Here is a 22,711-nt window from a genome sequence, read left to right on the forward strand (position 1 = left end):
CGGCCTGTGCGGGGTGCTGGCCGCGCACCGCCTCGGTGCGGGGCGGATCATCGCGCTCGGCCGGCACGAGCAGCGCACCGCGATCGCCCGCAGCTTCGGTGCCACCGACGTCGTCGCCGAGCGCGGCGAGGCCGCGGTCGAGGCGGTCAGGGAGCTGACCGGCGGTCAGGGCGCGCACGCGGTGCTGGAGGCCGTCGGCACCGAGGAGTCGATGCGCACCGCGATCTCGATCGCCCGGGACGGCGGCGCGGTCGGCTACGTCGGCGTGCCGCACGGCGGCAGTGCCGGTGTCGACATCGCCCAGATGTTCGGCCGCAACGTCACGCTGGCCGGCGGTGTCGCCCCCGCCCGGGCGTACATTCCGGAGCTGCTGCCGGACGTGCTGTCCGGCGCGATCGACCCGGGCCTGGTCTTCGACCGCACGGTCGGCCTCGACGGGGTGCCGGAGGGCTACCGCGCGATGCACGACCGCGAGGCGCTGAAGGTCCGCCGCGTGGACACTCCACCGGCCGCCGAGGCCGCCGCCGCAGACGTGCAACGGATCGAGGAGGGCGAGGAGTTCCGCGGCCTCAGGTCCGCCTTCCGGAGCTTCGCCTTCCCGGTCACCATCGGCTTCATCCTCTGGTACCTGCTGTACGTGCTGCTGTCGAGCTACGCCCCGGCGTTCATGGCCACCAAGGTCGTCGGCCACGTCAACACCGCCCTGGTGCTCGGCCTGCTGCAGTTCGTCTCCACCTTCGCCATCGCCGCCTGGTACGCCCGCTACGCGGCCCGCCGCCTCGACCCGCCCGCCGAGGCGATCCGCGGGAGCCACGGGGCCGCCGCCGTCCGCACCCCCCAGGAGGCCGCCGAATGATCCAGCTGGCCAGCGCCGCGAGCGACCACCGCGGCCTCACCATGACGCTGTTCGGCCTGTTCGTGGCCGCCACCCTCGGCATCACCATCTGGGCCGGCCGGCAGACCAAGGACGCCGCCGACTTCTACGCCGGCGGCCGCGGCTTCACCGGCTTCCAGAACGGCCTCGCGATCTCCGGCGACTACATGTCCGCCGCGTCCTTCCTCGGCATCGCCGGCGCCATCGCGCTCTTCGGCTACGACGGTTTCCTCTACTCGATCGGCTTCCTGGTGGCCTGGCTGGTCGCCCTGCTGCTGGTCGCCGAACCGCTGCGCAACTCCGGCCGCTACACCATGGCCGACGTGCTGGCCTTCCGGATGCGGCAGCGCCCGGTGCGCACCGCCGCCGGCGTCTCGACCATCGTGGTGTCGATCTTCTACCTGCTGGCCCAGATGGTCGGCGCCGGCTCGCTGGTCGCCCTGCTGCTCGGGGTCAGCGGCGAGGGCGCCAAGCGCTGGACGATCGTCGCGGTCGGCGCGCTGATGGTGATCTACGTCGCGATCGGCGGCATGAAGGGCACCACCTGGGTGCAGATCGTCAAGGCGGTGCTGCTGATCGCCGGCACCGCGCTGATGACCGTCCTGGTGCTCGCCAAGTACCACTTCAACCTCTCCAGCCTGCTCGGCGCCGCCTCCGAGGCCAGCGGCAAGGGTGCCGCCTTCCTGGAGCCCGGGCTGAAGTACGGCACCACGGGCACCACCAAGCTGGACTTCCTCAGCCTCGGCCTCGCCCTGGTGCTGGGCACCGCTGGCCTGCCGCACATCCTGGTCCGCTTCTACACCGTGCCCACCGCGAAGGCCGCCCGGAAGTCCGTGCTCTGGGCGATCGGCATCATCGGCGGCTTCTACCTGATGACCCTGGCACTCGGCTTCGGCGCGGCCGCCCTGGTCGGCCCGAAGGCGATCAAGGCCTCCAACGCGGCCGGCAACACCGCGGCCCCGCTGCTCGCCCAGGAGCTCGGCGGCGGCGCCGGCTCCACCGGCGGCGCGATCCTGCTGGCGGTGATCTCGGCGGTCGCCTTCGCCACCATCCTCGCCGTGGTCGCCGGGCTCACCCTGGCCTCCTCCGCCTCCTTCGCCCACGACCTGTGGGCCAACGTGATCCGGCGCGGCAAGGCCTCGGAGAAGGAGGAGGTCCGCTCGGCGAAGCTGGCCGCGGTGGCGATCGGCGCCATCGCCATCCTGCTGTCGATCTTCGCGGACAAGCTGAACGCCGCCGCCCTGGTCGCCCTGGCCTTCGCGGTCGCGGCCTCCGCCAACCTGCCGACCCTGCTCTACTCGCTCTTCTGGAAGCGGTTCAACACCACCGGCGCGGTCAGCTCGGTCTACGCCGGACTGATCACCTCGGTCACCCTGGTGGTCTTCTCCACGGTGGTCTCCGGCGGCAAGAACTCGCTCTTCCCGCACAGCGACTTCCACTGGTTCCCGCTGGAGAACCCCGGCCTGGTCTCCATCCCGGTCGGATTCCTCGCCGGCTGGATCGGCACCCTGCTGTCCAGGGAGACCGCCGACCCGGCGAAGTACGCTGAACTGGAGGTCCGTTCGCTCACCGGGCTCGGCGCCCACTGACCGGAGCCCACCGACCGGACGTACCCCGGACGGGTACCGCCCCGGTCGATAAGCTGGCCCGGCCCGCCCGCAACGGCGGCCGGGCCGGCCGGTTTCCCGCACGGGTTCCCGGTGAAGACGGGTCTCAAGGAAGGGGGCCGCGATGCTGCTCGACACCTTCGGCCGGCAGGCCGTGGATCTGCGCGTGTCCCTCACCGACCGCTGCAACCTGCGCTGCACCTACTGCATGCCCGAGGAGGGCCTGCAGTGGCTGGCGAAGCCGTCGCTGCTCACCGACGAGGAGATCGTCCGGCTGGTCGGCATCGCGGTGCGCGACCTCGGTGTCCGCGAAGTGCGGTTCACCGGCGGCGAGCCGCTGCTGCGGCCCGGCCTGGTCGGCATCGTCGCGGCCTGCGCCGAGCTGGGGCCCCGCCCCGAGCTCTCGCTCACCACCAACGGCATCGGCCTCGCCCGCACCGCGGCCGCCCTCAAGCAGGCCGGCCTGGACCGGGTGAACGTCTCGCTCGACACCCTCGACGAGGACACCTTCCACACCCTCACCCGGCGCCGCCGCCACCACGACGTGCTGGACGGTCTGGCCGCCGCCGAGGCCGCCGGGCTCAGCCCGGTCAAGCTCAACGCCGTCCTGATGCGCGGCGTCAACGACCACGAGGCCGCCGACCTGCTCGGCTGGTGCATCGAGCACGGCTACGAGCTGCGGTTCATCGAGCAGATGCCGCTCGACGCCCAGCACGGCTGGGACCGCTCGCAGATGGTCACCGCCGAGGAGATCCTCGTCCTGCTGCGGGCCCGTTACGACCTCACGCCGGAGCCGAGTGCGGCCCGCGGTGCGGCGCCGGCCGAGCGCTGGCTGGTGGACGGCGGCCCCGCCCGGGTCGGCGTCATCGCCTCGGTGACCCGGCCGTTCTGCCGGGCCTGCGACCGGACCCGGCTCACCGCGGACGGGCAGGTCCGCAACTGCCTCTTCGCCACGGACGAGACGGACCTGCGGGAGGCGCTGCGCTCGGGCGCCGGCGACGAGGAGATCGGCGAACTCTGGCGCAAGGCCATGTGGGGCAAGAAGGCCGGCGCCGGTATCGACGCCCCGAGCTTCCACCAGCCCGACCGCCCGATGTCCGCCATCGGCGGCTGACCGGGGCGGCCGCTCAGGGGTGCGGATCACCCCCCTGAGTGGTCAATCCTCGAAGCCGGCGAGGGGGACGACCTCCTTCAGGAAGCCGCGGACGCCGAGGAACTGGGAGAGGTGCTCGCGGTGGTCGTCGCAGGCGAGCCAGGTCTTGCGGCGGTCGGGGGTGTGCAGCTTGGGGTTGTTCCAGACCAGCACCCACCGGGCATCGTCGCGGCAGCCCTTCGCCGAGCAGACCGGCGGGCCGTCGGGGCCGGCGGAGGCGTCCGCGGTGCCGAAGAGGCCGAGCGAGGGGGTGTCCATGGTGGGCCGTCCTGGGGAGCTGCCGGAGCTGTCACGGCCAGTCTCGCACCCCGGGAAAGCGCTCCCGCACGCGGGCATGACGACGCCGGGCAGCCACGGGGGGAGCCGCCCGGCGTCGGTCTGTCGCTCCGACGGGGGATGCGGAGCGCGTACGCAGTATGTCACGCCACAACCCCCGCGTGGCTAGGCCTTTCATGATTAATCTGAGCCTCCGTTGAGGCTTCTGCCGGGCAAATGCCAGCAGAACCGGACGGATCGGGCAATCCGTCCGTATGCGTCTCAGTCGGAAGCCGGGCCGGCGGCCCCGTCCCGGTCGGTGTCCTGGCCCGCGGCGGTGCTCGGGGTGGGTCGTCCGCCGCCGCCCGTGCCGCCGGGGCCGAGCATCAGCGGGGTCTCCGGCGGCACCGCGAAGGTGCTCGGCAGACCCGGGGCGCGCTCGCGGCCGGCGTTGGCGATCACCACCGCGAAGTACGGCAGCAGCACGCCGCCGGCCAGCGCGATGAACGCCAGGACCCGCTGGACGTCCCAGAGCACGACGGCCAGCAGCACGCAGACCGTACGGACGAGCATCGAGATCACGTACCGCCGCTGGCGGCCCCGCACGTCCTCCGTGAGGCCCGTCCGGGCCCCGGTGATCCGGAAGACCTGCCCGTTGTCGGAGCTCTTCGCCATGGTTACCGCCTTCGTCCGTCACCGCGCCCCCGTGGGTGCGGCCCATTCACGGTACGCCGTGCCGGCCGTCACGGGGGCTCCGGGGCTCAGGCCTTCCGCAGGTAGTCGGGCGGGACGGCGTCGGTCAGCCAGACGCCGTTGGCGCTGACCCGGAAGACGTGGCCGTCGCGGGCCATCGCGGCGGCGTCCACCAGCAGGACGACCGGGCGGCCGTGCCGGGAGCCGACCCGGGTGGCCGTCTCGGTGTCGGCGGAGAGGTGCACGTCCCGGCGGGCCATCGGGCGCAGCCCCTCGTGGAAGATCGCGTCCAGGACCCGCCCGGTGGTGCCGTGGTACAGCACCGCGGGCGGGTCGCTGGGCGGCAGGCCCAGGTCGACGTCGACCGTGTGGCCCTGGCTGGCGCGGATGGAGAGGCCGTCCTCGGAGAGGGCGAACCGGCGCTTGTTGTTCGTCTCCACGACGTGGTCCAGCTCGGCCCGGCTGACCGCCCGGCCGTGCCGGGCCAGCGCCGCGAGCAGGGTGTCCACCCCGACCCAGCCGGCCCCGTCCAGGGTGATGCCGACCGAGTCGGGGTCGTGCCGCAGGATGCGGGACAGCCGCTTGGAGACCCTGACCGTCTGCTTCTCGTCCATCGTTCCGGGAACCTCTCCCCCCGTGCCGGGCTCCGCTAGGAGGCCTGGCTGACCGAACTCATGTTGAAGTCGGCCACCCGGACCGGCGGCATCGCCGCCCGGGTGAACCAGTCGCCCCACTCGCGGGGCAGGCAGCGCTCGGTCCGTCCGACCTCGGTGATCCGCCCGAGGACGTCGACCGGCGACTCGTTGAACCGGAAGTTGTTGACCGCGCCGACGACCTCGCCGTCCTCCACCAGGTACACGCCGTCCCGGGTGAGACCGGTGAGCAGCAGCGTGGCCGGGTCGACCTCGCGGATGTACCAGAGGCAGGTGAGCAGCAGGCCCCGCTCGGTGCGGGCGATCATCTCCTCCAGGGTGGGCGCGGACGACTGGTCCGCGGTCTCCAGGACGAGGTTGTCGACCGGCGGGTGCAGCGGCAGGCCGGTCAGCCCGGCCGAGTGCCGGGTGGTGAGCAGGTTGGCCAGCTCGCCGTCGCGGATCCAGTCGGTGGCGGTGAGCGGGTGGCCGTTGTCGAAGACCGAGTCGTTGTCGCCCGAGGAGTGGGTGAGGACGAACGGCGCGGCCTCCAGGCCGGGCTCGGCCGGGTCGGAGCGCAGGGTCAGCGGCAGCGGGCTGAGCCGCTCGCCGATCCGGGTGCCGCCGCCGGCCTTGGAGAAGACGGTGCGGCCCTCGGCGGCGTCCCGCCCGCCGGAGGACCAGCTGAGGTAGACCAGCAGGTCGGCGACGGCGGAGGGCGGCAGCAGCGTCTCGTAGCGGCCGGCCGGCAGGTCGATCCGCTTGCGGCCCCAGCCGAGCCGCCGGGTCAGCCCGGTGTGCAGCTCGGTGACGTCGATGTCGGTGAAGTCGCGGGTGGCCGCGCCCGCCCAGGCCGAGCCGGTGAGGTCGGCCGTCTTGGCGTTCAGCTCGACGGTGCCGGTCGGCTGGTCGTGCCGCAGCCGCAGGCCGGTGGAGGTGCCGAGGTAGCTGCTGGTCACCTCGTGCCGGGCGAAGCCGTACAGCAGCTCGCCGTTCTTGCGGGCCCGGGCGAAGGCCTCGCCGAGGGCCGGGGCGAAGGCCGCGAACACCTCGGCGGAGGTCTCGGCGGGCGGTGCGGTGAAGTCGGCGGAGGCCGGGCGGGACGGGATCAACGGCTGGGCGTCCTCGGCCGGGCCGGCGTCGCGGGCGGCCGCCTCGGCGGCGCGGACCAGCGACTCGACCTCGTCGAGGGTGACGGCCTCGCGGGAGACCACGCCGGAGGCGGTGCCCTCGGCGCCGCCGACGGTGGCGATCACGGTGAGCCGGCGGCCGCGGGTGACGCCGTTGGTGGTGAGGCCGTTGCCGGCCCAGCGCAGGTTGGCGCTGGAGTCCTCGTCGGCGATGACGACGCAGCCGTCCGCGCGGGACAGCTCCAGGGCGCGCTCGACCAGCTCGTGGGGCTCGATGGCGTTCATCAGTGACCGGCCTCCTGCTGGGTGTTGAGCACGTTGACGTTGCGGAACAGCGCGGACGGGCAGCCGTGGCTGACCGCCGCGACCTGGCCCGGCTGGGCCTTGCCGCAGTTGAAGGCGCCGCCGAGCACGTAGGTCTGCGGGCCGCCGACGGCGCTCATCGAGCCCCAGAAGTCGGTGGTGGTCGCCTGGTAGGCGAAGTCCTTGACCTGCCCGGCGAGGCGGCCGTTCCTGATCGCGTAGGCGCGCTGGCCGGTGAACTGGAAGTTGTAGCGCTGCATGTCGATCGACCAGGAGCGGTCGCCGACGATGTACAGGCCGTTCTCCACCTGGGAGATCAGCCCATCGGTGGCCGGGCCGCCGGCGGCGGGCTGCAGCGAGACGTTCGCCATCCGCTGCACCGGGACGTGCGCAGGGGAGTCGGCGAAGGCACAGCCGTTGGAACGGCCGAGGCCCTTGAGCCGGGCCATCGCCCGGTCCAGCTGGTAGCCCACCAGGACGCCGTCCTTGACGAGGTCCCAGGACTGCGTGGCGACGCCCTCGTCGTCGTAGCCGGTGGTGGCGAGGCCGTGCTCGGCGGTGCGGTCGCCGGTGACGTGCATCAGCTCGGAGCCGTACTTCAGGGTGCCGAGCTTGTCGAAGGTGGCGAAGGAGGTGCCCGCGTACGCGGCCTCGTAGCCGAGCGCGCGGTCCAGCTCGGTGGCGTGGCCGATCGACTCGTGGATGGTCAGCCACAGGTTGGACGGGTCGATCACCAGGTCGTGGCGGCCGGCCTCGACGCTCGGCGCCTTCATCTTCTCGGCGAGCAGGGCGGGCAGCTCGGCGAGTTCGGCGTCCCAGTCCCAGCCGGTGCCGCGCAGGTACTCGAAGCCGCGCCCCGCCGGCGGGGCGAGGGTGCGCATCGAGTCGAAGGCGCCGGTGCGCTCGTCGACCGAGGTGGCCTCCAGCGAGGGGTGCAGCCGGATCCGCTGCTGGGTGGTGACGGTGCCCGCGGTGTCCGCGTAGAACTTGTTCTCCTGCACCGTCAGCAGGGCCGCCGACACGTGCGAGACGCCCTCGGCGGCCAGCAGCCGGCTGCTCCACTCGGCGAGCAGGGCGGTCTTCTCGGCGTCCGGCACCTCGAAGGGGTTGACCTCGTACGAGGAGACCCAGACCGCGTCGGTGTGCACCGGCTCGTCGGCGAGCTCCACCAGGTCCTCGGAACCGGCCGCCCGGCTGATCCCGCCGGAGAGCCTGGCCACCGCCACCGCCTGCTCGGCGACCCGGGCCGCCGCGGCGGTGGTGAGGTCGACGCCGGCGGCGAAGCCCCAGGCGCCGTCGAGCAGGACGCGGACGGCGAAGCCGAGCTGCACCGAGTCGGAGGTGCCCGAGGGGCGGGCGTCGCGCAGCCGCCAGGAGGCGCTGCGGACCCGCTCCAGGCGGAAGTCGGCGTGGCCGGCACCGAGTTCGCGGGCCCGGCTGAGGGCGGCGTCGGCGAGGGCCTGCAACGGATAGCCGAGGAACAGCGGGTCGACGGTGCGGCTTGTGGGCGGCATCGGGCTCCCTGGGTCGAACGGTCCGGGACGGCGGGCGCCCCGGGCAGGGGAACCCGCATCGCATCATGGACCGCCGAACACACCCGGGGCCAGCGAATTCACCCGAAACCGCGCGCGTCGCCCGCCGCACCACCCGTACCGACGGACCGTCAGGCGACCGTCTCCCACCAGCCGTCCAGCTCCTGCGGCTGGTCGACGTCGACCCGCTCGCCGGGCCGCGGCACGACCAGCGGCACGGCCTGCGCCTTGGCCTCCACCAGCAGCCGCTCGATCGGTTCCGACCACGGGTGCAGACCCAGGTTGAAGGTGCACCAGTGCACCGGCACCAGCAGCCCGGCCTTCAGCTCCCGGTGGGCGCGGACGGCGTCCTCCGGCGTCATGTGGATGTCGGCCCACGCCTCGTCGTACGCGCCGATCTGCACCAGCGCCGCGTCGAACGGGCCGTGCTGCTCGCCGATCCGCGCGTAGCCCTCGAAGTAGCCGGAGTCGCCGGTGTAGTACACCTTGCGGGTCGGCCCGGCGATCACCCAGGAGCCCCACAGCGTGGTGTTGCGGGTGGTGCCGCGGCCGGAGAAGTGGTGCGCCGAGGTCAGCGTGAGGGTGAGCGAGCCCAGGGTGCAGGTCTCGTCCCAGTCGAGCTCGATGATCCGGTGCTCCGGCACGCCCCACCGGCGCAGGTGGCTGCCGATGCCCAGCGGCACCAGGAACGGCGCCGACTGCAGCGTCGCCAGCCGCTTCACGGTCGCCATGTCGAGGTGGTCGTAGTGGTCGTGCGAGATCAGCACCGCGTCGACCGGCGGCAGCTCGGCCAGGCCGACCGGCACCGGGTGCAGCCGCTTCGGGCCGACGTGCGCGGACGGCGAGCAGCGGTCGCTCCAGATCGGGTCCAGCAGCACCCGGCTGCCCTCGATCTCGACCAGCGCGGAGGCGTGGCCGTACCAGACCACCTCGACCCCCTCGGCGGCCCGCCCGGTGTGCTGCGTGCGCACCGTCGGCACGGGCAGCGCGGGCGTGCGGCCCTCGCGGTCGAACAGCATCCGGCGGACCGTCTCGGCACCGGGCGCGGACGCCCGTGCCAGGTCCGACGCGGCGTTGTGGAACACGCCGTCCCGGTACTGCGGCGAGCGGCGGATCCGCTCCTCGCGCTCGCCGTCCGGCCGTCCGCCGAACGCCGCCGGCAGGTCGCGCAGCGCCCACGCCGCGCCGCCCGCCGCCGCGGCCAGCGCCGTCAGGGCCAGCAGGCGGCCCCGCCGCCCGGTGGAACCGGTGGGCCGTACCTCGGTCATCCGTGCTCCCGCTCTCTCGTCACCGACCGTGTGCCGGGCCTCGCTGATGGTGCGGCCCGCGACCGGGACGCCCAGAGGGCAACGGCCACGGCCCGGCCGGTTGTTCCCGTCCAAGTCGGACGCGTTGTCGGGATGCGACAGTTCCCGCCGGACGGACCTGTGGGAGGTCGATTCGTCGCGGGCTCACCGGGACCGATAGCGTCACAGTGCGTACGCGTCACCGGCGTACCGCTGCGGCCCGGCGGCCAACCGGCCGCCGCTCGACGGGCCGCCGCCAACTACGGAGAGAGGTGGATCGTTGAGCCGCTCGGTTCTCGTCACCGGAGGCAACCGGGGCATCGGCCTCGCGATCGCCAAGGCCTTCGCCGAAGCCGGCGACAAGGTCGCCATCACCAGCCGCTCGGGCGAGGTCCCGGCCGAGCTGGCCGCGCACGAGGTCCTCGCGGTCAAGTGCGACATCACCGACGCGGCCCAGGTCGACGCGGCCTTCGCGGAGATCGAGGAGAAGCACGGCGCCGTGGAGGTGCTGGTCGCCAACGCCGGCATCACCAAGGACACCCTGCTGCTGCGCATGTCCGAGGACGACTTCAGCTCCGTCGTCGAGACCAACCTCACCGGCACCTTCCGGGTGGTCAAGCGCGCCGCGACCAAGATGCTCCGCGCCCGCAAGGGCCGCGTGGTGCTGATCTCGTCCGTGGTGGGCCTGCTCGGCTCGCCCGGCCAGGCCAACTACGCCGCCTCCAAGGCCGGTCTGGTGGGCTTCGCGCGCTCCCTCGCCCGCGAGCTCGGCTCCCGCAACATCACGATCAACGTGGTCGCGCCCGGCTTCGTCGACACCGACATGACCGCCGTGCTCAGCGAGGACCGCCGCAAGGAGATCGTCGCCGGCGTGCCGCTCGGCCGTTACGCCGCGCCCGCCGAGGTCGCCGCCGCGGTCCGCTTCCTCTCCTCCGACGAGGCCGCATACATCACCGGAGCCGTCATTCCCGTCGACGGCGGATTGGGCATGGGTCACTGAACCATGAGTGGAATCCTTGAGGGCAAGCGCATCCTGATCACCGGTGTGCTGATGGAGTCGTCCATCGCCTTCCACACCGCGAAGCTGGCCCAGGAGCAGGGCGCGGAGATCATCCTCACCGCCTTCCCCCGGCCGAGCCTCACCGAGCGCATCGCCAAGAAGCTGCCCAAGCCGGTGAAGGTCCTGGAGCTGGACGTCTCCAGCGACGAGCAGCTGGCCGGCATCGCCGACCAGGTCCGCGAGCACCTGCCGACCCTCGACGGCATCGTCCACTCGATCGGCTTCGCCCCGCAGGACGCGCTCGGCGGCAACTTCCTCAACACCCCGTGGGAGTCCGTCGCCACGGCCATGCAGGTCTCCGCCTTCTCGCTGAAGTCGCTGACCATGGCGCTGCTGCCGCTCATGCAGGACGGCGGCTCGGTGGTCGGCCTGACCTTCGACGCGCAGTTCGCCTGGCCGAAGTACGACTGGATGGGCCCGGCGAAGGCCGCGCTGGAGGCGACCAGCCGGTACCTCGCCCGCGACCTCGGCGAGCGCAACATCCGCTGCAACCTGATCTCGGCGGGCCCGATCGGCTCGATGGCCGCCAAGTCCATCCCGGGCTTCGGCGAGCTGGCCGACACCTGGAACCAGCGCTCGCCGCTCAAGTGGGACCTCTCGGACCCGGAGCCGGCCGGCCGCGGCGTCGTCGCCCTGCTCTCCGACTGGTTCCCGAAGACCACCGGCGAGATCGTCCACGTCGACGGCGGCCTGCACGCGATCGGCGCCTGACGGCACCGGAACCCGTAGGGGCGCGGGGAACCGCGCGGATCGGAAGTCGGCCGAGCCCGGCTCCTTCCGGTCCGCGGTTCCCCGCGCCCCTTCTCGCGTCGCCCTACTCGCTGCGGCAGGCGCCGATGGCGCGGCCCGCCTCGGCGGAGGCGCGCTGGGCGTCGCCGCCGCGGATGGCGTCGAGGATGCCCTCGTGGCCGACGTACCGTTCGGCGATCAGCTCCGGGCCGACGTCGTGCCGCAGGTGCGCCCGCAGGACCTCGCCGAGGTCCGCGTACACCGCGGCCAGCACCTCGTTGTGGGCGGCCGCGACCACCGCCGAGTGGAAGGCCGCGTCGGCCTGCACGAAGTCCTCGGGGTCGCCGGAGTGCCAGGCCCGGTCGCGGCGGTCGAGCGCCGAGCCGAGCAGGTCGAGGTCGCGCTCCGTGCGCCGTACGGCGGCCAGTCCGGCGGCGGACATCTCCAGGGTGGCGCGCAGCTCCGCGACCTGGGCCTGGTCGGCCTCCGCGAAGCGGCGGTGCATGACGCCGGCGAGTTCGCTGGTGGCCAGGACGTACGTCCCCGAGCCCTGCCGGATGTCGAGCAGGCCGTTGTGGGCGAGCGCCTTCACCGCCTCGCGGACGGTGTTGCGGGCGACGCCGAGCTGTTCGACGAGGGCGGCCTCGGTGGGGATGCGGGAGCCGACCGGCCACTCGCCCGAGGTGATCTGGGCCCGCAGCTGCGCGATGACCTGATCGGACAGCGGGGTGCGGCGGGTGCTCGACAGGGCCATGGACTCGGACTCCTACTCCTCTTCCTCGCTCCCCCGGGGGAGGAGCCTCAGACCTTAGCCGTTCCGCGACGTTCTGGCGCGAGCATTCATCCCATCATTCTATGATGGGCGCTATGTCGACCGCAGCGGACTCCGCCACCCACCGCCGCGCCGAGCCCGTCCCGGCCGCGCCCGCGCCCTCCCGCGCCCGTCTCCTCACCCCGCTCCTCGCCGTCGGCATCGCGCTGGCCGCCGTCAACCTGCGTCCCGTGGTCACCAGCCTCGGGCCGCTCCTCGACGACGTCAGGACCGACCTCGGCATGAGCGCCGGCGTCGCCGGCCTGCTCACCGCCGTGCCCTCGCTCTGCTTCGCCCTGTTCGGCCTCGCCGCCCCCGCGCTGGCCCGCCGGATCGGCCCGATCGCCGTGGTCGCGGCCGGCATGGGCGCGATCACCGTCGGCGTGCTGGCCCGCTCCTACGCCGGCGGCACCGCCGTCTTCCTGCTGCTGACCGCCGTCGCCCTGGCCGGCGTCGCGGTCTCCAACGTGCTGCTCCCGGTGGTCGTCAAGCGCTGGTTCCCGCACCGGGTCGGCCCGATGATCGGCCTCTACTCGATGGCCCTGTCGGTCGGCACCTCGCTGGCGGCCGCCGCCACCGTCCCGCTCACCGCGGAGATGGGCGGCAGCTGGCGGGCCGGACTCGGGATCTGGTCCGTCCTCGCCGCCGCGGCGCTGGTGCTGTGGGCGGTCGTCGCCCTGCTCCGCCGCGGTCGCTCCGACGGCGAGGAGCCGGCGGCGGGGGAGGGGCGGACCGCCGAGGAGCCGTCCGGCCCGATCGTCCGCAGCCGGACGGCCTGGGCGCTCGCCGTCTTCCTCGGCCTCCAGGCCACCAGTGCCTACGCCACCATGGGCTGGCTGCCGAAGATCTACCAGGACGCAGGGGTCTCGGACGGCGCCTCCGGCGTGCTGCTGGCCGTGGTGATGGCGGTGAGCGTGCCGGCCTCGTTCGTGCTGCCGAGTCTCGCCGCCCGGCGCGGCGACCAGCGGCTGTTCGTCGTGGTGCTCGGCGTCTGCGGGATCGCCGGCTACACCGGCCTGGCGTTCGCCGCGGGCACCGCCTCCTGGCTGTGGGCCTGCCTGGTCGGCCTGTCGATGTGCGCCTTCCCGCTGGCCCTCACCATGATCGGCCTGCGGGCGCGGACCCCCGGCGGGGTGGCGCGGCTGTCCGCGTTCTCCCAGTGCGTCGGCTACCTGATCTCCATCCCGGGCCCGATCGCGGTGGGCGCGGTCTACCAGGCCACCGGCAGCTGGTACCTGCCGCTCGCCCTGCTCGCCGTCCTGCTGGTGCCGCAGATGGTGTTTGGCGCCATGGCCGGCCGGCCCCGGCACATCGAGGACGAGCTGCCCCGCGTCCCCGCCGCGGCCTGACCCCGGTTCCCGGACGGAACCGGCGGAATGCGACACTCGGGGCATGCCAGTTCTCGAACCCGAGCCGCAGGACGGCCAGAAGAAGCTGCTCCAGCTCATGGGCGTGATCGCCGGGGTGGTCGTGCTCGTCGCCGTGATCGCCATGGTCGCCGCCCGCCTGGGCTGACGGGGTCCGAACGCCGCCCCCACTCCTGGGGGTGGCGACCGCGCGGACCCCGCGCCCGGCGGCGCATTTTCTGCAAAGCTCTAGGGGTATGAGCGCCGACACACCCCGAAGGATCATCGTTCTCCGTCACGCCAAGGCCGACTGGCCGAACCAGGTGGCCGACCACGACCGGCCGCTGGCCGACCGCGGCCGGCACCAGGCGCCGGAGGCGGGCCGCTGGCTGGCCGACTCCGGCATCAACCCCGACTACGTGCTCTGCTCCACCGCGCTGCGCACCAGGGAGACCTGGAAGCTGGCGGCACACGAACTGCCCAAGCGCCCGCGCCGCACGGTCTACGAGGACCGGGTGTACGAGGCCAGCCCGGGCGAGATCATCGCGGTGCTCCAGGAGACCCCGGACGAGTTCGCCGACCTGATCCTGGTCGGCCACAACCCCGGCGTGCTCGGCCTCACCCAGGTCCTCGCCGGCGACGAGGGCGACACCGACGCGCTCAACCGGCTGAGGCTCAGCAGCTTCCCGACCGCGGCGATCGCCGTCCTCAGCTTCGCCGGCCCGTGGAAGTCGGTCGAGCCCGGGGTCGCCAAGCTGGACTCGTACCACACGCCGCAGGACTGAGGCCCGCCCGCGGGACGGCCGGTGCGCGAAGGGTGGCCGGGGCGTACGCCCGAGCCACCCTCCGTGCCGTTGCGGTGCTGCCGCCGGGTCAGTCGGAGACGCTGCCGTCCAGTTCGTCCGCCGCCTCGACCTCGTCGCGGGTGATCCCCAGCAGGTAGAGCACGGTGTCCAGGAACGGCACGTTCACCGCGGTGTGCGCGGCCTCGCGGACCACCGGCTTGGCGTTGAACGCCACGCCCAGCCCGGCCGCGTTCAGCATGTCGAGGTCGTTGGCGCCGTCGCCGATCGCCACCGTCTGAGCCAGCGGCACCCCGGCCTGCTCGGCGAACCGGGCCAGCCAGCGGGCCTTGCCCGCGCGGTCCACGATCTCGCCGGTGACCCGGCCGGTGAACTTCCCGTCCGCGACCTCCAGGGTGTTGGCGGCGGCGTAGTCCAGCCCCAGCTGCTCGACCAGGTGGTCGGTGACCTGGGTGAACCCGCCGGAGACGATCGCCACCTGGTAGCCGAGCCGCTTCAGGGTGCGGATCAGCGTGCGGGCGCCCGGCGTCAGCCGGACCTCGGCCCGGACCTTCTCCACCACTGCGGCGTCCAGCCCGGCCAGCAGCGACACCCGGGCCCGCAGCGACTCCGCGAAGTCCAGCTCGCCGCGCATCGCGGCGGCCGTCACCCCGGCGACCTCCTCCTCGCAGCCGGCGTGCGCGGCGAAGAGCTCGATCACCTCGTCCTGGATCAGGGTGGAGTCGACGTCCATCACCACCAGGCGCTTGGCCCGGCGGTGCAGGCCGGCGCCGACCACCGCGATGTCCACGCCCAGCGCGGACGCCTCCGGGGCCAGCTCCGCCCGCAGCTGCTCGGTCGGCAGACCGGACACGGCCAGCTCCACCGCGGTCACCGGGTACTTCGCCAGGCGGAACACCCGGTCGATGTTGCCGCCGGCCTCACTGACCCGGCCGGCCAGAGCGGCCACCGCCTCCGCGGTCAGCGGGTGGCCGAGCACGGTGACGTGCGAACGGCCCTCGCGGCGCGCGGGGTTGTCGCCCGTACCGGAGATGATCTCGGCCTGCAGCTTCAGGGACTCGGACCAGCGGTGCACGGTCGAGCGCAGCTCGCCCTCCGCGCCGCCGGCGGCCGGCGGCGTCACCAGGGCGCACAGCGTTATCCGGCCACGGGTGACGACCTGCTCGATGTCGATCACGTCCACGCCGAACTCGGCGAGCGTGGCGAACAGGCCCGCCGTGATGCCGGGGCGGTCCTTGCCGAACACCTTGACGAGCAGCGTGCGCTCGCCGTCGGTCCGTGGCTGCGGGGCGGGGAGGGGCGCGGCGGCCGGATCAGTCGCGTTCATGGTGGCTCCCACGCTACCCGCCCGGGTGTCCCGGCCACGCCCCGCGTCCGCACGCTGGGACGACGCCGCCGCCCCGGTTTCGTTGCCGGCCGGTCACAAAGCCCGAGGTGACTTTCAGGTACGGCAGAAGGGCTGGAATGATTCCCCCGTCAGATTCACAGGCGCAACTCCCCGGTCGGGGAGCCAATCGGGGGACCGAGAGAGCGGGGGCAGGCGGACGTGCCGCAACTCGTACTGGAGCTCAACGGGCAGCAGACCGTCCTGGAGCCGGGCCGCGCGTACACCATCGGACGGGACCCGGCATCGGACTTCGCGTTCGAGGACGCCAGGGTCTCCTGGCGGCACGCCACCATCTCCTTCGAAGGGGCCGGGTGGCAGCTGCAGGACCACGGTTCCACCAACGGCACCTACGCGGGCGGCGCCCGCACCCAGCACGTGCCGCTCCACCCGGGTGCGGTGGTCAACCTCGGCAACGCCGAGAACGGCCCCCGGCTCGCCTTCTCCGCACCGGCCCAGGCGCCCGCGCCGCAGCCCGGCGTGCACGAGGCCGTGACCAGCCGGGCCGCACCGCCGCCGGTGGCCCACCAGGCCCCGGCCCAGCAGCCCTGGGCGCAGCAGCCGCAGCCGCCCGTCCACCAGCAGTGGGACACCCCGGCGCCGCAGCCGGTCGTGCCGCACCAGGGGCAGCAGGCGCACGTTCCGCAGCAGGGCCAGCCGCCGCTGCCGAACGGCCTCGGCAACCCGACCATGGTGCGCAACCTCACCGCCGGCATGCGCACCATCCGCATCGGCCGCGCGCTGGACAACGACATCGTCGTCTCCGACCTGCAGGTCTCCCGCCACCACGCGGAGCTGCGGCAGCTCGCCGACGGCCGCTGGGAGATCGTCGACCTCGGCAGCCACAACGGCATCTTCCTCAACGGCCAGCCGGTGCAGCGCCAGCTGATGGGCCCGCAGGACCGCCTGACGGTCGGCCACTCCAGCTTCGTCCTGGTCGGCGACCAGCTGCAGGAGTTCGTCGACACCGGCGCCGTCACCTTCTCCGCCCGCCACCTGACCGTCGAGGTCGAGTTCAAGGGCGGCAAGAAGGTCCTGCTCAACGACGTCTCCTTCTCCGTCCCGGAGAAGTCCCTGGTCGCCGTCATCGGCCCGTCCGGCTCCGGCAAGTCCACCCTGCTGCGCGCCCTGACCGGCTACCGCCCCGCCGACCGCGGCGAGGTGCTGTACGACAACCACAACCTGTACCAGCAGTTCGCCGAGCTCCGCTCGCGCATCGGCCTGGTGCCGCAGTCCGAGATCCTGCACAAGGAGCTCACCGTCCGCAGCGGCCTCAAGTACGCCGCCCGGCTGCGCTTCCCCGGCGACACCGAGGCCGCCGAGCGCGAGCGCCGGATCGACGAGGTGCTGTACGAGCTGCGCCTCGACAAGCGCGCCGACAACCGGATCACCGCTCTCTCCGGCGGCCAGCAGAAGCGCGTCTCGGTCGCCCTGGAGCTGCTCACCAAGCCGTCCCTGATCTTCCTGGACGAGCCGACCTCCGGCCTCGACCCGGGCATGGACCGCGAGGTCATGCAGACCCTGCGGGGTCTGGCCGACGACGGCCGCACCGTCCTCGTGGTCACCCACTCGGTGGCCGAACTCGCGCTCTGCGACCGCCTGCTGGTGATGGCGCCGGGCGGTTCGGTGGCCTACTTCGGCCCGCCGTCCGAGGCCCTGCACTTCTTCGGCTACGAGACCTGGGCCGACGTCTTCCAGGCCTTCGAGAACTACCCCGAGCACGACTGGGCCGGCCGCTACAAGGGCTCCGTCCACTACCGGCAGTACTCCGCCGACGTGGACGCCCCCGTCCCGCACGCCACCCCGAGCGTGCCGCTGGCCCAGGTCCGCCCGCCGAAGCCGCAGAGCTGGGGCTCCCAGCTGTGGACGCTGATCAGCCGCTACCTCGCGGTGATCGGCTCCGACAAGGGCTTCATGCTGCTCTCGCTGGTGCTGCCGCTGGTCCTCGGCGGGGTCTCGGTGCTGATCCCCGACCACTGCGGACTGGCGGCCTGCCCCGCCTCCGGACGCAACGACGTCGCCAAGATGATCCTGCTGGTGGTGGCCTTCGGCGCCTGTCTCTCCGGCTCGGCGAACTCCGTCCGAGAACTGATCAAGGAACGGGCGATCTACGAACGGGAACGGGCCACCGGCCTGTCCCGCTCGGCCTACCTGGTCTCCAAGATCGTCGTGCTCGGCCTGGTCAGTTTCGTCCAGGGCGGCGTCATCTCCGCGATCGCCTTCAAGACCCGCGACCTGCCCGCCGAGGGCCTGCTGCTGAAGAGCATGCCCGCCGCCGAGATGGCGATCGGCGTGATCCTGCTGAGCTTCACCTCGATGCTGGTCGGCCTGACCATCTCGGCGCTCGTGAAGACCGCCGAGAAGACCATGCCGCTGCTGGTCATGTTCGCCATCGTGCAGATGGTCTTCACCGGCGCCATCTTCCAGGTCTTCGACAAGCCCGGCCTGGAGCAGTTCGCCTGGCTGATGCCCGGCCGCTGGGGCCTCGCCGCGACCGGCAACACCCTCGACCTGGCCCACAGCTCCGCCGTCACCTACAACACCGACGTCCGCCCGCCCAAGCCGGTCGTCGACCCGCTGTGGGACCACACCGTGGGCCACCTCTTCCTCAACTGGTTCGCCCTGGTCGCCATCTCCGTCGGCCTCGCCTTCCTCATCCAGCGCCTCCTGCGCCGGCACGAGCCCGAGGTCATGCAGAAGGGCTGACACCCCGCACCGCACACGACGGGCGGCACCCCCGGCACCGGGGGCGCCGCCCGTCGGCGTACCCCGGCCGTACCCCCGGACGGAGGCCCGCCGTACGCCCCCGGACCTAGGCCGGTCGCCCCATGCCCGGGCCCCGGGCCCGGCGGTAGCGTGGGGGCATGCCGCCCGAGGAACCCGTCCCCGCCTGCGACCCCTGCCTGGGCGGGATCGAGGCGATCAGCACCGCCGTGCTCGCGATGAGCCGGCACCTGGAGGTCCGCGAGGTCCTCCGGCGGATCACCGCCTCCGCCCGCGCCCTGCTCGGCGCCGAGTACGCCGCCCTCGGCGTCCCCGACGACCACGGCGGCTTCGCCCAGTTCGTCGTCGACGGCGTCACCGACGAGCAGTGGCGCGCGATCGGCCCGCTGCCCCGCCAGCACGGCGTCCTCGCCGCGATGCTCCACGAGCTGACGCCCACCCGGCTCGCCGACGTCCGCACCGCCCCCGACTTCGGCGGCTGGCCGGCCGCCCACCCCGAGATGACCGACTTCCTCGGCATGCCGATCGTCGACGGCACCGAGATCCTCGGCGCCGTCTTCCTCGCCAACAAGCCCGGCGGCTTCACCGCCCACGACGAGGAACTGCTGCGGATCCTCGCCGCGCACGCCGCCCTCGCGCTCTCCAACGCCCGCCTCTACGAGCGCAGCCGCGAACTCACCCTCGCCGGGGAACGCGCCCGCATCGCGCACGACCTGCACGACGCCGTCTCCCAGAAGCTCTTCTCGCTGCGCCTCACCGCCAAGGCCGCCGCCACCCTCGTCGACCGCGACCCGGCCCGGGCCCGCGCCGAACTCGCCGAGGTCGCCCGGCTCGCCGCCGAGGCCGCCGACGAACTGCGCGCCGTCGTCGTCGAACTGCGGCCCGCCGCGCTGGAGGAGGACGGCCTCACCGCGACCCTCGCCTCCCAGGTCCAGGTGCTCGACCGCGCGCACACCGCCGCCGTCAGCTTCAGCACCCGGCACATGAAGGCGCTGCCCGCCGCCCAGGAGGCCGCCCTGCTGCGGGTCGCCCAGGAGGCCCTGCACAACGCGCTGCGGCACTCCGGCGCCCGGACGGTCGACGTCTCGCTCGCCGGGACCCCGGCCCGCGGGGCCGTCCTGCGGGTCGCCGACGACGGCCAGGGCTTCGACCCGGACTCCGTCCGGCGGGCCGGCCGCCACCTCGGCCTGGTCTCGATGCGGGACCGCGCCGCCGCCGTCGGCGGCACCCTCACGCTGGAGTCCGCCCCGGGCAAGGGGACGGTCGTGGAGATGGAGGTCCCCGGTGCCTGACAGCCGGTCGATGATCCGCGTGCTGCTGGTCGACGACCACCAGGTGGTCCGCCGCGGACTGCGCACCTTCCTGGAGGTCCAGGACGACATCGAGGTGGTCGGCGAGGCCGCGGACGGCGGCGAGGGCGCCGCCCTCGCCCAGCAGCTCGACCCCGACGTCGTCCTGATGGACCTCAAGATGCCCGGCGTCGACGGCATCGAGGCCCTGAAGATCCTCCGCGACCAGGGCAACCGGGCCAAGGTCCTGATCGTCACCAGCTTCACCGAGCACCGCACCGTCGTGCCCGCCCTGCGGGCCGGCGCCGCCGGCTACGTCTACAAGGACGTCGACCCGGAGGCCCTCGCGGGCGCGATCCGCTCGGTGCACGCCGGACACGTCCTGCTCCAGCCCGAACTCGCCGAGGCCCTGCTCTCCGACGACGGCCCGCGGCCCGCCCAGGGCCGCGGCGGCACCCTCACCGACCGCGAGCGCGAGGTGCTCGGCCACATCGCGGACGGCCGCTCCAACCGCGAGATCGCCCGCGCCCTGCACCTCTCGGAGAAGACGGTGAAGACCCACGTCTCCAACATCCTCATGAAGCTCGACCTCGCCGACCGGACCCAGGCCGCCCTCTGGGCCGTCCGCAACGCCGAGGCGTAGGAGGAGCCGATCGAGGAGCACACCCGCGCAGCGGGCTACCGCGGTTCGTCGACCAGGGCGTTGTAGGCGGCGACCTGGGCGCGGCGGGCGGTGCGCTCCAGCGGGGCGAGGACCTCGCGGCGGGCCGCCATCTCCGAGGCGGAGACGGCCGCGCCGTGCCCGCCCGCGGCGATCGACAGCAGGGCCGACACCTGCCGGGCGGACTCCAGCACCCGCACGGCCCGCGCCGGGTACCCCGGCGCCAGCAGCTCGCCGTGCCCGCGCCGCCGGAAGGCCTCCAGCGCCTTCAGGGCCTCCGGCCCGGCGCCGGCGACGTCGAGGCGGGTGAGCAGCACGGTGGCCTGCCGCAGTCCGTCCGCGAGCTCGAACTCGGCCTCGTGCAGCGAGGGGACGTCCGCCGGCGGGGTGTCGTTGACCTCCGAGCAGCGCCACAGCACGGTCGCCGAGCGGTCCCCCTCCGGTCCGAAGACGCCGACCTCGGGCACCAGCCCGATCGGGACGCCGATGGCCAGCACCGCCTCCCCGGCGGCCATCGCCCCGGCGTTGAACGGCGCCGGCCCGGTCAACCCCAGCGGGTGCCCGGCGGAGGGCAGGGCGAGCCGCAGCCCGCGGACGCCGAGGACGCGGAGCCGTCCGAGCGCCCAGGTGAGGCCGTGCAGCTCGCCCTCGGCGTCGCCGGGCAGCCCGGCTACCCGGTGGGACTCGTCGCCGCCGAGGACGGCCGCGGCGGCGTGGTCGGGCGACGCGGCACCGGCGAGCAGGGCGTTGCCCCAGGCGGTGAGCCGGGCCGAACGCGGCTCCTGGAAGGGATCGTCGGCAGGTGTGGCGAGCATCCCGCCAGCCTACGGACAACTCCGCCATCCGCGTGGCGTAGGTTTGGGCTGTGCTGCGCGCGGCGCATCCCGTCCCGCCCGCCGGACCGGCGGGAGTACGCTGCCCGCGCGCACCGACTGTCGAGACCACTGACCGCACCCCGAGGCCCGATGCCGCCGGCCCTCGGACGGCCGACATCTGCATTGGGGAAGGCTAGGCATGAGTGACGTGCTGGAGCTCGTCGACGTTTCCGTGGTCCGGGAGGGTCGCGCGCTGATCGACCGGGTCTCCTGGTCGGTCGCCGAGGGCGAGCGCTGGGTGGTCCTGGGCCCGAACGGGGCGGGCAAGACGACCCTGCTGCAGGTCGCCTCCACGTACCTCTTCCCGACCTCCGGCACCACCGCCGTGCTCGGCGAGAAGCTCGGCTCGGTCGACGTCTTCGAGCTGCGGGCCCGGATCGGTCTGGCGAGCGCCGCGATGTTCGACAAGCTGCCCGGTGAGCAGACCGTGCTCCAGACGGTGATGACCGCGGCCTGGGGCATGACGGCCACCTGGAACGAGCAGTACGACAGCAGCGACGAGACCCGGGCGATGGCCCTGCTGGACCGGCTCGGCATGGCCGGCTACACCACCCGCAAGTTCGGCACCCTCTCCGAGGGCGAGCGCAAGCGCACCCTGATCGCCCGCGCGCTGATGACCGACCCCGAGCTGCTGCTGCTGGACGAGCCGGCCGCCGGCCTCGACCTCGGCGGCCGCGAGGACCTGGTGCGCCGCCTCGGCGCGCTCGCCCAGGACGAGTACGCGCCGTCGATGGTGATGGTCACCCACCACGTCGAGGAGATCGCCCCGGGCTTCACCCACGTGCTGATGATCCGTCAGGGTCGGGTGCTGGTCGCCGGTCCGATCGACACCGAGCTGACCGCCCGCAACCTGTCGCTCTGCTTCGGCCTGCCGCTGACCCTGGAGCGCCGCGGCGACCGCTGGTCGGCGCAGGGCCTGCCGATGGGCTGAGCGCCCGACCGCGACGGCCGCCGGGCCGCGCACCCGCTCCGGCGGGCGCGCGGCCCGGCGCCGTTCCGCCGTCCGCCGCGAGGTCGCCCGGCGGTGCTGAACCACTGAACTCCGCTGAACACCGGTGCCCCGTACGGGCGGCCGGTTTCCGCCTGTTCACCTGCGGGAAGCTAGGCGTCACAAGCATTCCCCTCCCTAGGATGGCCTCGTGGACAGCTGGATCTGGTGGCTCCTGGCCGCCGTCGGCCTCGGCATACCGCTGGTGATCACCGCGATGCCCGAGTTCGCGATGTTCGCGATCGGGGCCGGCGCCGCGGCGCTCACCGCAGCGCTCGGGGCCGGGGTGGTGCCGCAGTTCCTGGTGTTCGTCGCGGTGTCGGTCGCGCTCCTGGTGTTCGTCCGGCCGATCGCGTACCGCCAGCTGCAGAAGGGCCCGGCGCTCAGGACGGGCATCGAGGCGCTGGAGGGCGCCACCGCAGTCGTACAGGAGAAGGTCGACGGGGAGGGCGGCCGGATCAAGCTCAACGGCGAGATCTGGTCGGCCCGGGCACTCCACCCCGGCAGTGTCTACGAGCCGGGGCAGCAGGTCGACGTCGTCGAAATCCAGGGCGCCACCGCCCTGGTCGTCTAGGG

The 22,711-nt window shown here is 73.4% G+C and carries 22 protein-coding genes; 13 read left to right on the forward strand and 9 right to left on the reverse strand.

Translation table 11 applies throughout. The features are described 5' to 3' along the window. From IE98_RS49705 to moaA, 3 genes are all read left to right on the forward strand, one after another. Positions 1 to 856: DUF485 domain-containing protein (locus tag IE98_RS49705; RefSeq protein WP_159401181.1), on the forward strand; the 856-nt coding region annotated here is incomplete at its 5' end. After that, positions 853 to 2,463 carry a cation acetate symporter gene (locus tag IE98_RS0137370; protein WP_030276588.1) on the forward strand — a complete coding sequence of 537 codons (1,611 nt, stop codon included), beginning with the start codon at positions 853 to 855 and terminating at the stop codon, positions 2,461 to 2,463. The genes IE98_RS49705 and IE98_RS0137370, both read left to right, overlap by 4 nt. Positions 2,464 to 2,605: 142 nt before the next feature. Then, positions 2,606 to 3,595 (forward strand): GTP 3',8-cyclase MoaA, encoded by a 990-nt coding sequence (gene moaA / locus IE98_RS0137375; RefSeq protein WP_030276590.1) that lies wholly within the window; start codon positions 2,606 to 2,608, stop codon positions 3,593 to 3,595. Between the two features lie 42 nt (positions 3,596 to 3,637). On the opposite strand, the gene IE98_RS0137380 is transcribed toward moaA, so the two are convergent. The 6 genes from IE98_RS0137380 to IE98_RS0137405 form a co-directional block, all read right to left on the reverse strand. Further along, the gene (locus IE98_RS0137380) at positions 3,638 to 3,892 is read right to left on the reverse strand and encodes a hypothetical protein (RefSeq protein ID WP_030276593.1); all 255 of its coding nucleotides are present in this window, start codon (positions 3,890 to 3,892) and stop codon (positions 3,638 to 3,640) included. 279 nt (positions 3,893 to 4,171) lie between these two features. Next, positions 4,172 to 4,564, reverse strand: coding sequence for a DUF3099 domain-containing protein (locus tag IE98_RS0137385; RefSeq protein WP_030276595.1), 393 nt, complete (start codon positions 4,562 to 4,564; stop codon positions 4,172 to 4,174). Positions 4,565 to 4,650: 86 nt separating this feature from the next. Continuing rightward, the gene (locus IE98_RS0137390; RefSeq protein WP_030276597.1) at positions 4,651 to 5,196 is read right to left on the reverse strand and encodes an RNA 2'-phosphotransferase; all 546 of its coding nucleotides are present in this window, start codon (positions 5,194 to 5,196) and stop codon (positions 4,651 to 4,653) included. 35 nt (positions 5,197 to 5,231) lie between these two features. Then, positions 5,232 to 6,629, reverse strand: coding sequence for a metallopeptidase TldD-related protein (locus IE98_RS0137395; protein ID WP_030276599.1), 1,398 nt, complete (start codon positions 6,627 to 6,629; stop codon positions 5,232 to 5,234). Further along, positions 6,629 to 8,161 carry a TldD/PmbA family protein gene (locus tag IE98_RS0137400; RefSeq protein ID WP_030276601.1) on the reverse strand — a complete coding sequence of 511 codons (1,533 nt, stop codon included), beginning with the start codon at positions 8,159 to 8,161 and terminating at the stop codon, positions 6,629 to 6,631. The genes IE98_RS0137395 and IE98_RS0137400 overlap by 1 nt, the downstream gene beginning before the upstream one ends. A gap of 149 nt (positions 8,162 to 8,310) precedes the next feature. Further along, a complete protein-coding gene (locus IE98_RS0137405) occupies positions 8,311 to 9,447 on the reverse strand; it encodes an MBL fold metallo-hydrolase (RefSeq protein WP_030276603.1) in 1,137 nt (378 codons plus the stop codon). A gap of 298 nt (positions 9,448 to 9,745) precedes the next feature. Here IE98_RS0137405 and fabG point away from each other — a divergent pair, with 298 nt between their 5' ends. Both fabG and fabI read left to right on the forward strand, forming a co-directional pair. Further along, a complete protein-coding gene (gene fabG / locus IE98_RS0137410) occupies positions 9,746 to 10,465 on the forward strand; it encodes a 3-oxoacyl-[acyl-carrier-protein] reductase (RefSeq protein WP_030276606.1) in 720 nt (239 codons plus the stop codon). Positions 10,466 to 10,468: 3 nt separating this feature from the next. Next, positions 10,469 to 11,236, forward strand: a complete 768-nt coding sequence (gene fabI, locus IE98_RS0137415) for an enoyl-ACP reductase FabI (protein WP_030276608.1) — start codon at positions 10,469 to 10,471, stop codon at positions 11,234 to 11,236. A gap of 103 nt (positions 11,237 to 11,339) precedes the next feature. Here the strand turns inward: fabI and IE98_RS0137420 are convergent, their stop codons facing one another. Next, entirely contained in the window at positions 11,340 to 12,008 is a 669-nt protein-coding gene (locus IE98_RS0137420) for a FadR/GntR family transcriptional regulator (RefSeq protein WP_030276610.1), read from the reverse strand. 113 nt (positions 12,009 to 12,121) lie between these two features. Here IE98_RS0137420 and IE98_RS0137425 point away from each other — a divergent pair, with 113 nt between their 5' ends. The 3 genes from IE98_RS0137425 to IE98_RS0137435 all read left to right on the forward strand — a co-directional run bounded on the left by IE98_RS0137425 (position 12,122) and on the right by IE98_RS0137435 (position 14,196). Continuing rightward, the gene (locus tag IE98_RS0137425) at positions 12,122 to 13,414 is read left to right on the forward strand and encodes a CynX/NimT family MFS transporter (protein WP_043176047.1); all 1,293 of its coding nucleotides are present in this window, start codon (positions 12,122 to 12,124) and stop codon (positions 13,412 to 13,414) included. Between the two features lie 43 nt (positions 13,415 to 13,457). After that, on the forward strand, positions 13,458 to 13,580 hold the full coding sequence (locus IE98_RS52120; RefSeq protein ID WP_263103153.1) for an SGM_5486 family transporter-associated protein: 123 nt from the start codon (positions 13,458 to 13,460) through the stop codon (positions 13,578 to 13,580). An 88-nt stretch (positions 13,581 to 13,668) separates the two neighbouring features. After that, positions 13,669 to 14,196 (forward strand): SixA phosphatase family protein, encoded by a 528-nt coding sequence (locus tag IE98_RS0137435; RefSeq protein ID WP_030276613.1) that lies wholly within the window; start codon positions 13,669 to 13,671, stop codon positions 14,194 to 14,196. Positions 14,197 to 14,284: 88 nt separating this feature from the next. On the opposite strand, the gene serB is transcribed toward IE98_RS0137435, so the two are convergent. Beyond that, positions 14,285 to 15,541 (reverse strand): phosphoserine phosphatase SerB, encoded by a 1,257-nt coding sequence (gene serB, locus IE98_RS0137440; RefSeq protein ID WP_030276614.1) that lies wholly within the window; start codon positions 15,539 to 15,541, stop codon positions 14,285 to 14,287. 219 nt (positions 15,542 to 15,760) lie between these two features. On the opposite strand from serB, the gene IE98_RS0137445 reads away from it, so the two are divergent. The 3 genes from IE98_RS0137445 to IE98_RS0137455 all read left to right on the forward strand — a co-directional run bounded on the left by IE98_RS0137445 (position 15,761) and on the right by IE98_RS0137455 (position 20,254). Further along, positions 15,761 to 18,304, forward strand: coding sequence for an FHA domain-containing protein (locus IE98_RS0137445; RefSeq protein WP_030276615.1), 2,544 nt, complete (start codon positions 15,761 to 15,763; stop codon positions 18,302 to 18,304). Positions 18,305 to 18,462: 158 nt separating this feature from the next. Then, a complete protein-coding gene (locus IE98_RS0137450; protein WP_052391483.1) occupies positions 18,463 to 19,614 on the forward strand; it encodes a GAF domain-containing sensor histidine kinase in 1,152 nt (383 codons plus the stop codon). 10 nt (positions 19,615 to 19,624) lie between these two features. Then, complete coding sequence (locus tag IE98_RS0137455; RefSeq protein WP_030276617.1) at positions 19,625 to 20,254, forward strand: response regulator; 630 nt, start codon at positions 19,625 to 19,627, stop codon at positions 20,252 to 20,254. A 35-nt stretch (positions 20,255 to 20,289) separates the two neighbouring features. Here the strand turns inward: IE98_RS0137455 and IE98_RS0137460 are convergent, their stop codons facing one another. Beyond that, positions 20,290 to 21,087: a hypothetical protein gene (locus IE98_RS0137460; protein WP_030276618.1), complete on the reverse strand. Its 798-nt coding sequence runs from the start codon at positions 21,085 to 21,087 to the stop codon at positions 20,290 to 20,292. A 199-nt stretch (positions 21,088 to 21,286) separates the two neighbouring features. Between IE98_RS0137460 and IE98_RS0137465 the strand changes: the two genes are divergently transcribed. Both IE98_RS0137465 and IE98_RS0137470 read left to right on the forward strand, forming a co-directional pair. Continuing rightward, positions 21,287 to 22,078, forward strand: coding sequence for an ABC transporter ATP-binding protein (locus IE98_RS0137465; protein WP_030276619.1), 792 nt, complete (start codon positions 21,287 to 21,289; stop codon positions 22,076 to 22,078). Between the two features lie 220 nt (positions 22,079 to 22,298). After that, complete coding sequence (locus IE98_RS0137470; RefSeq protein ID WP_043176050.1) at positions 22,299 to 22,709, forward strand: NfeD family protein; 411 nt, start codon at positions 22,299 to 22,301, stop codon at positions 22,707 to 22,709. Positions 22,710 to 22,711: the final 2 nt, after the last annotated feature.

The organism is Streptomyces sp. NRRL B-24484 (assembly GCF_000717715.1).
Lineage (GTDB): Bacteria > Actinomycetota > Actinomycetes > Streptomycetales > Streptomycetaceae > Kitasatospora.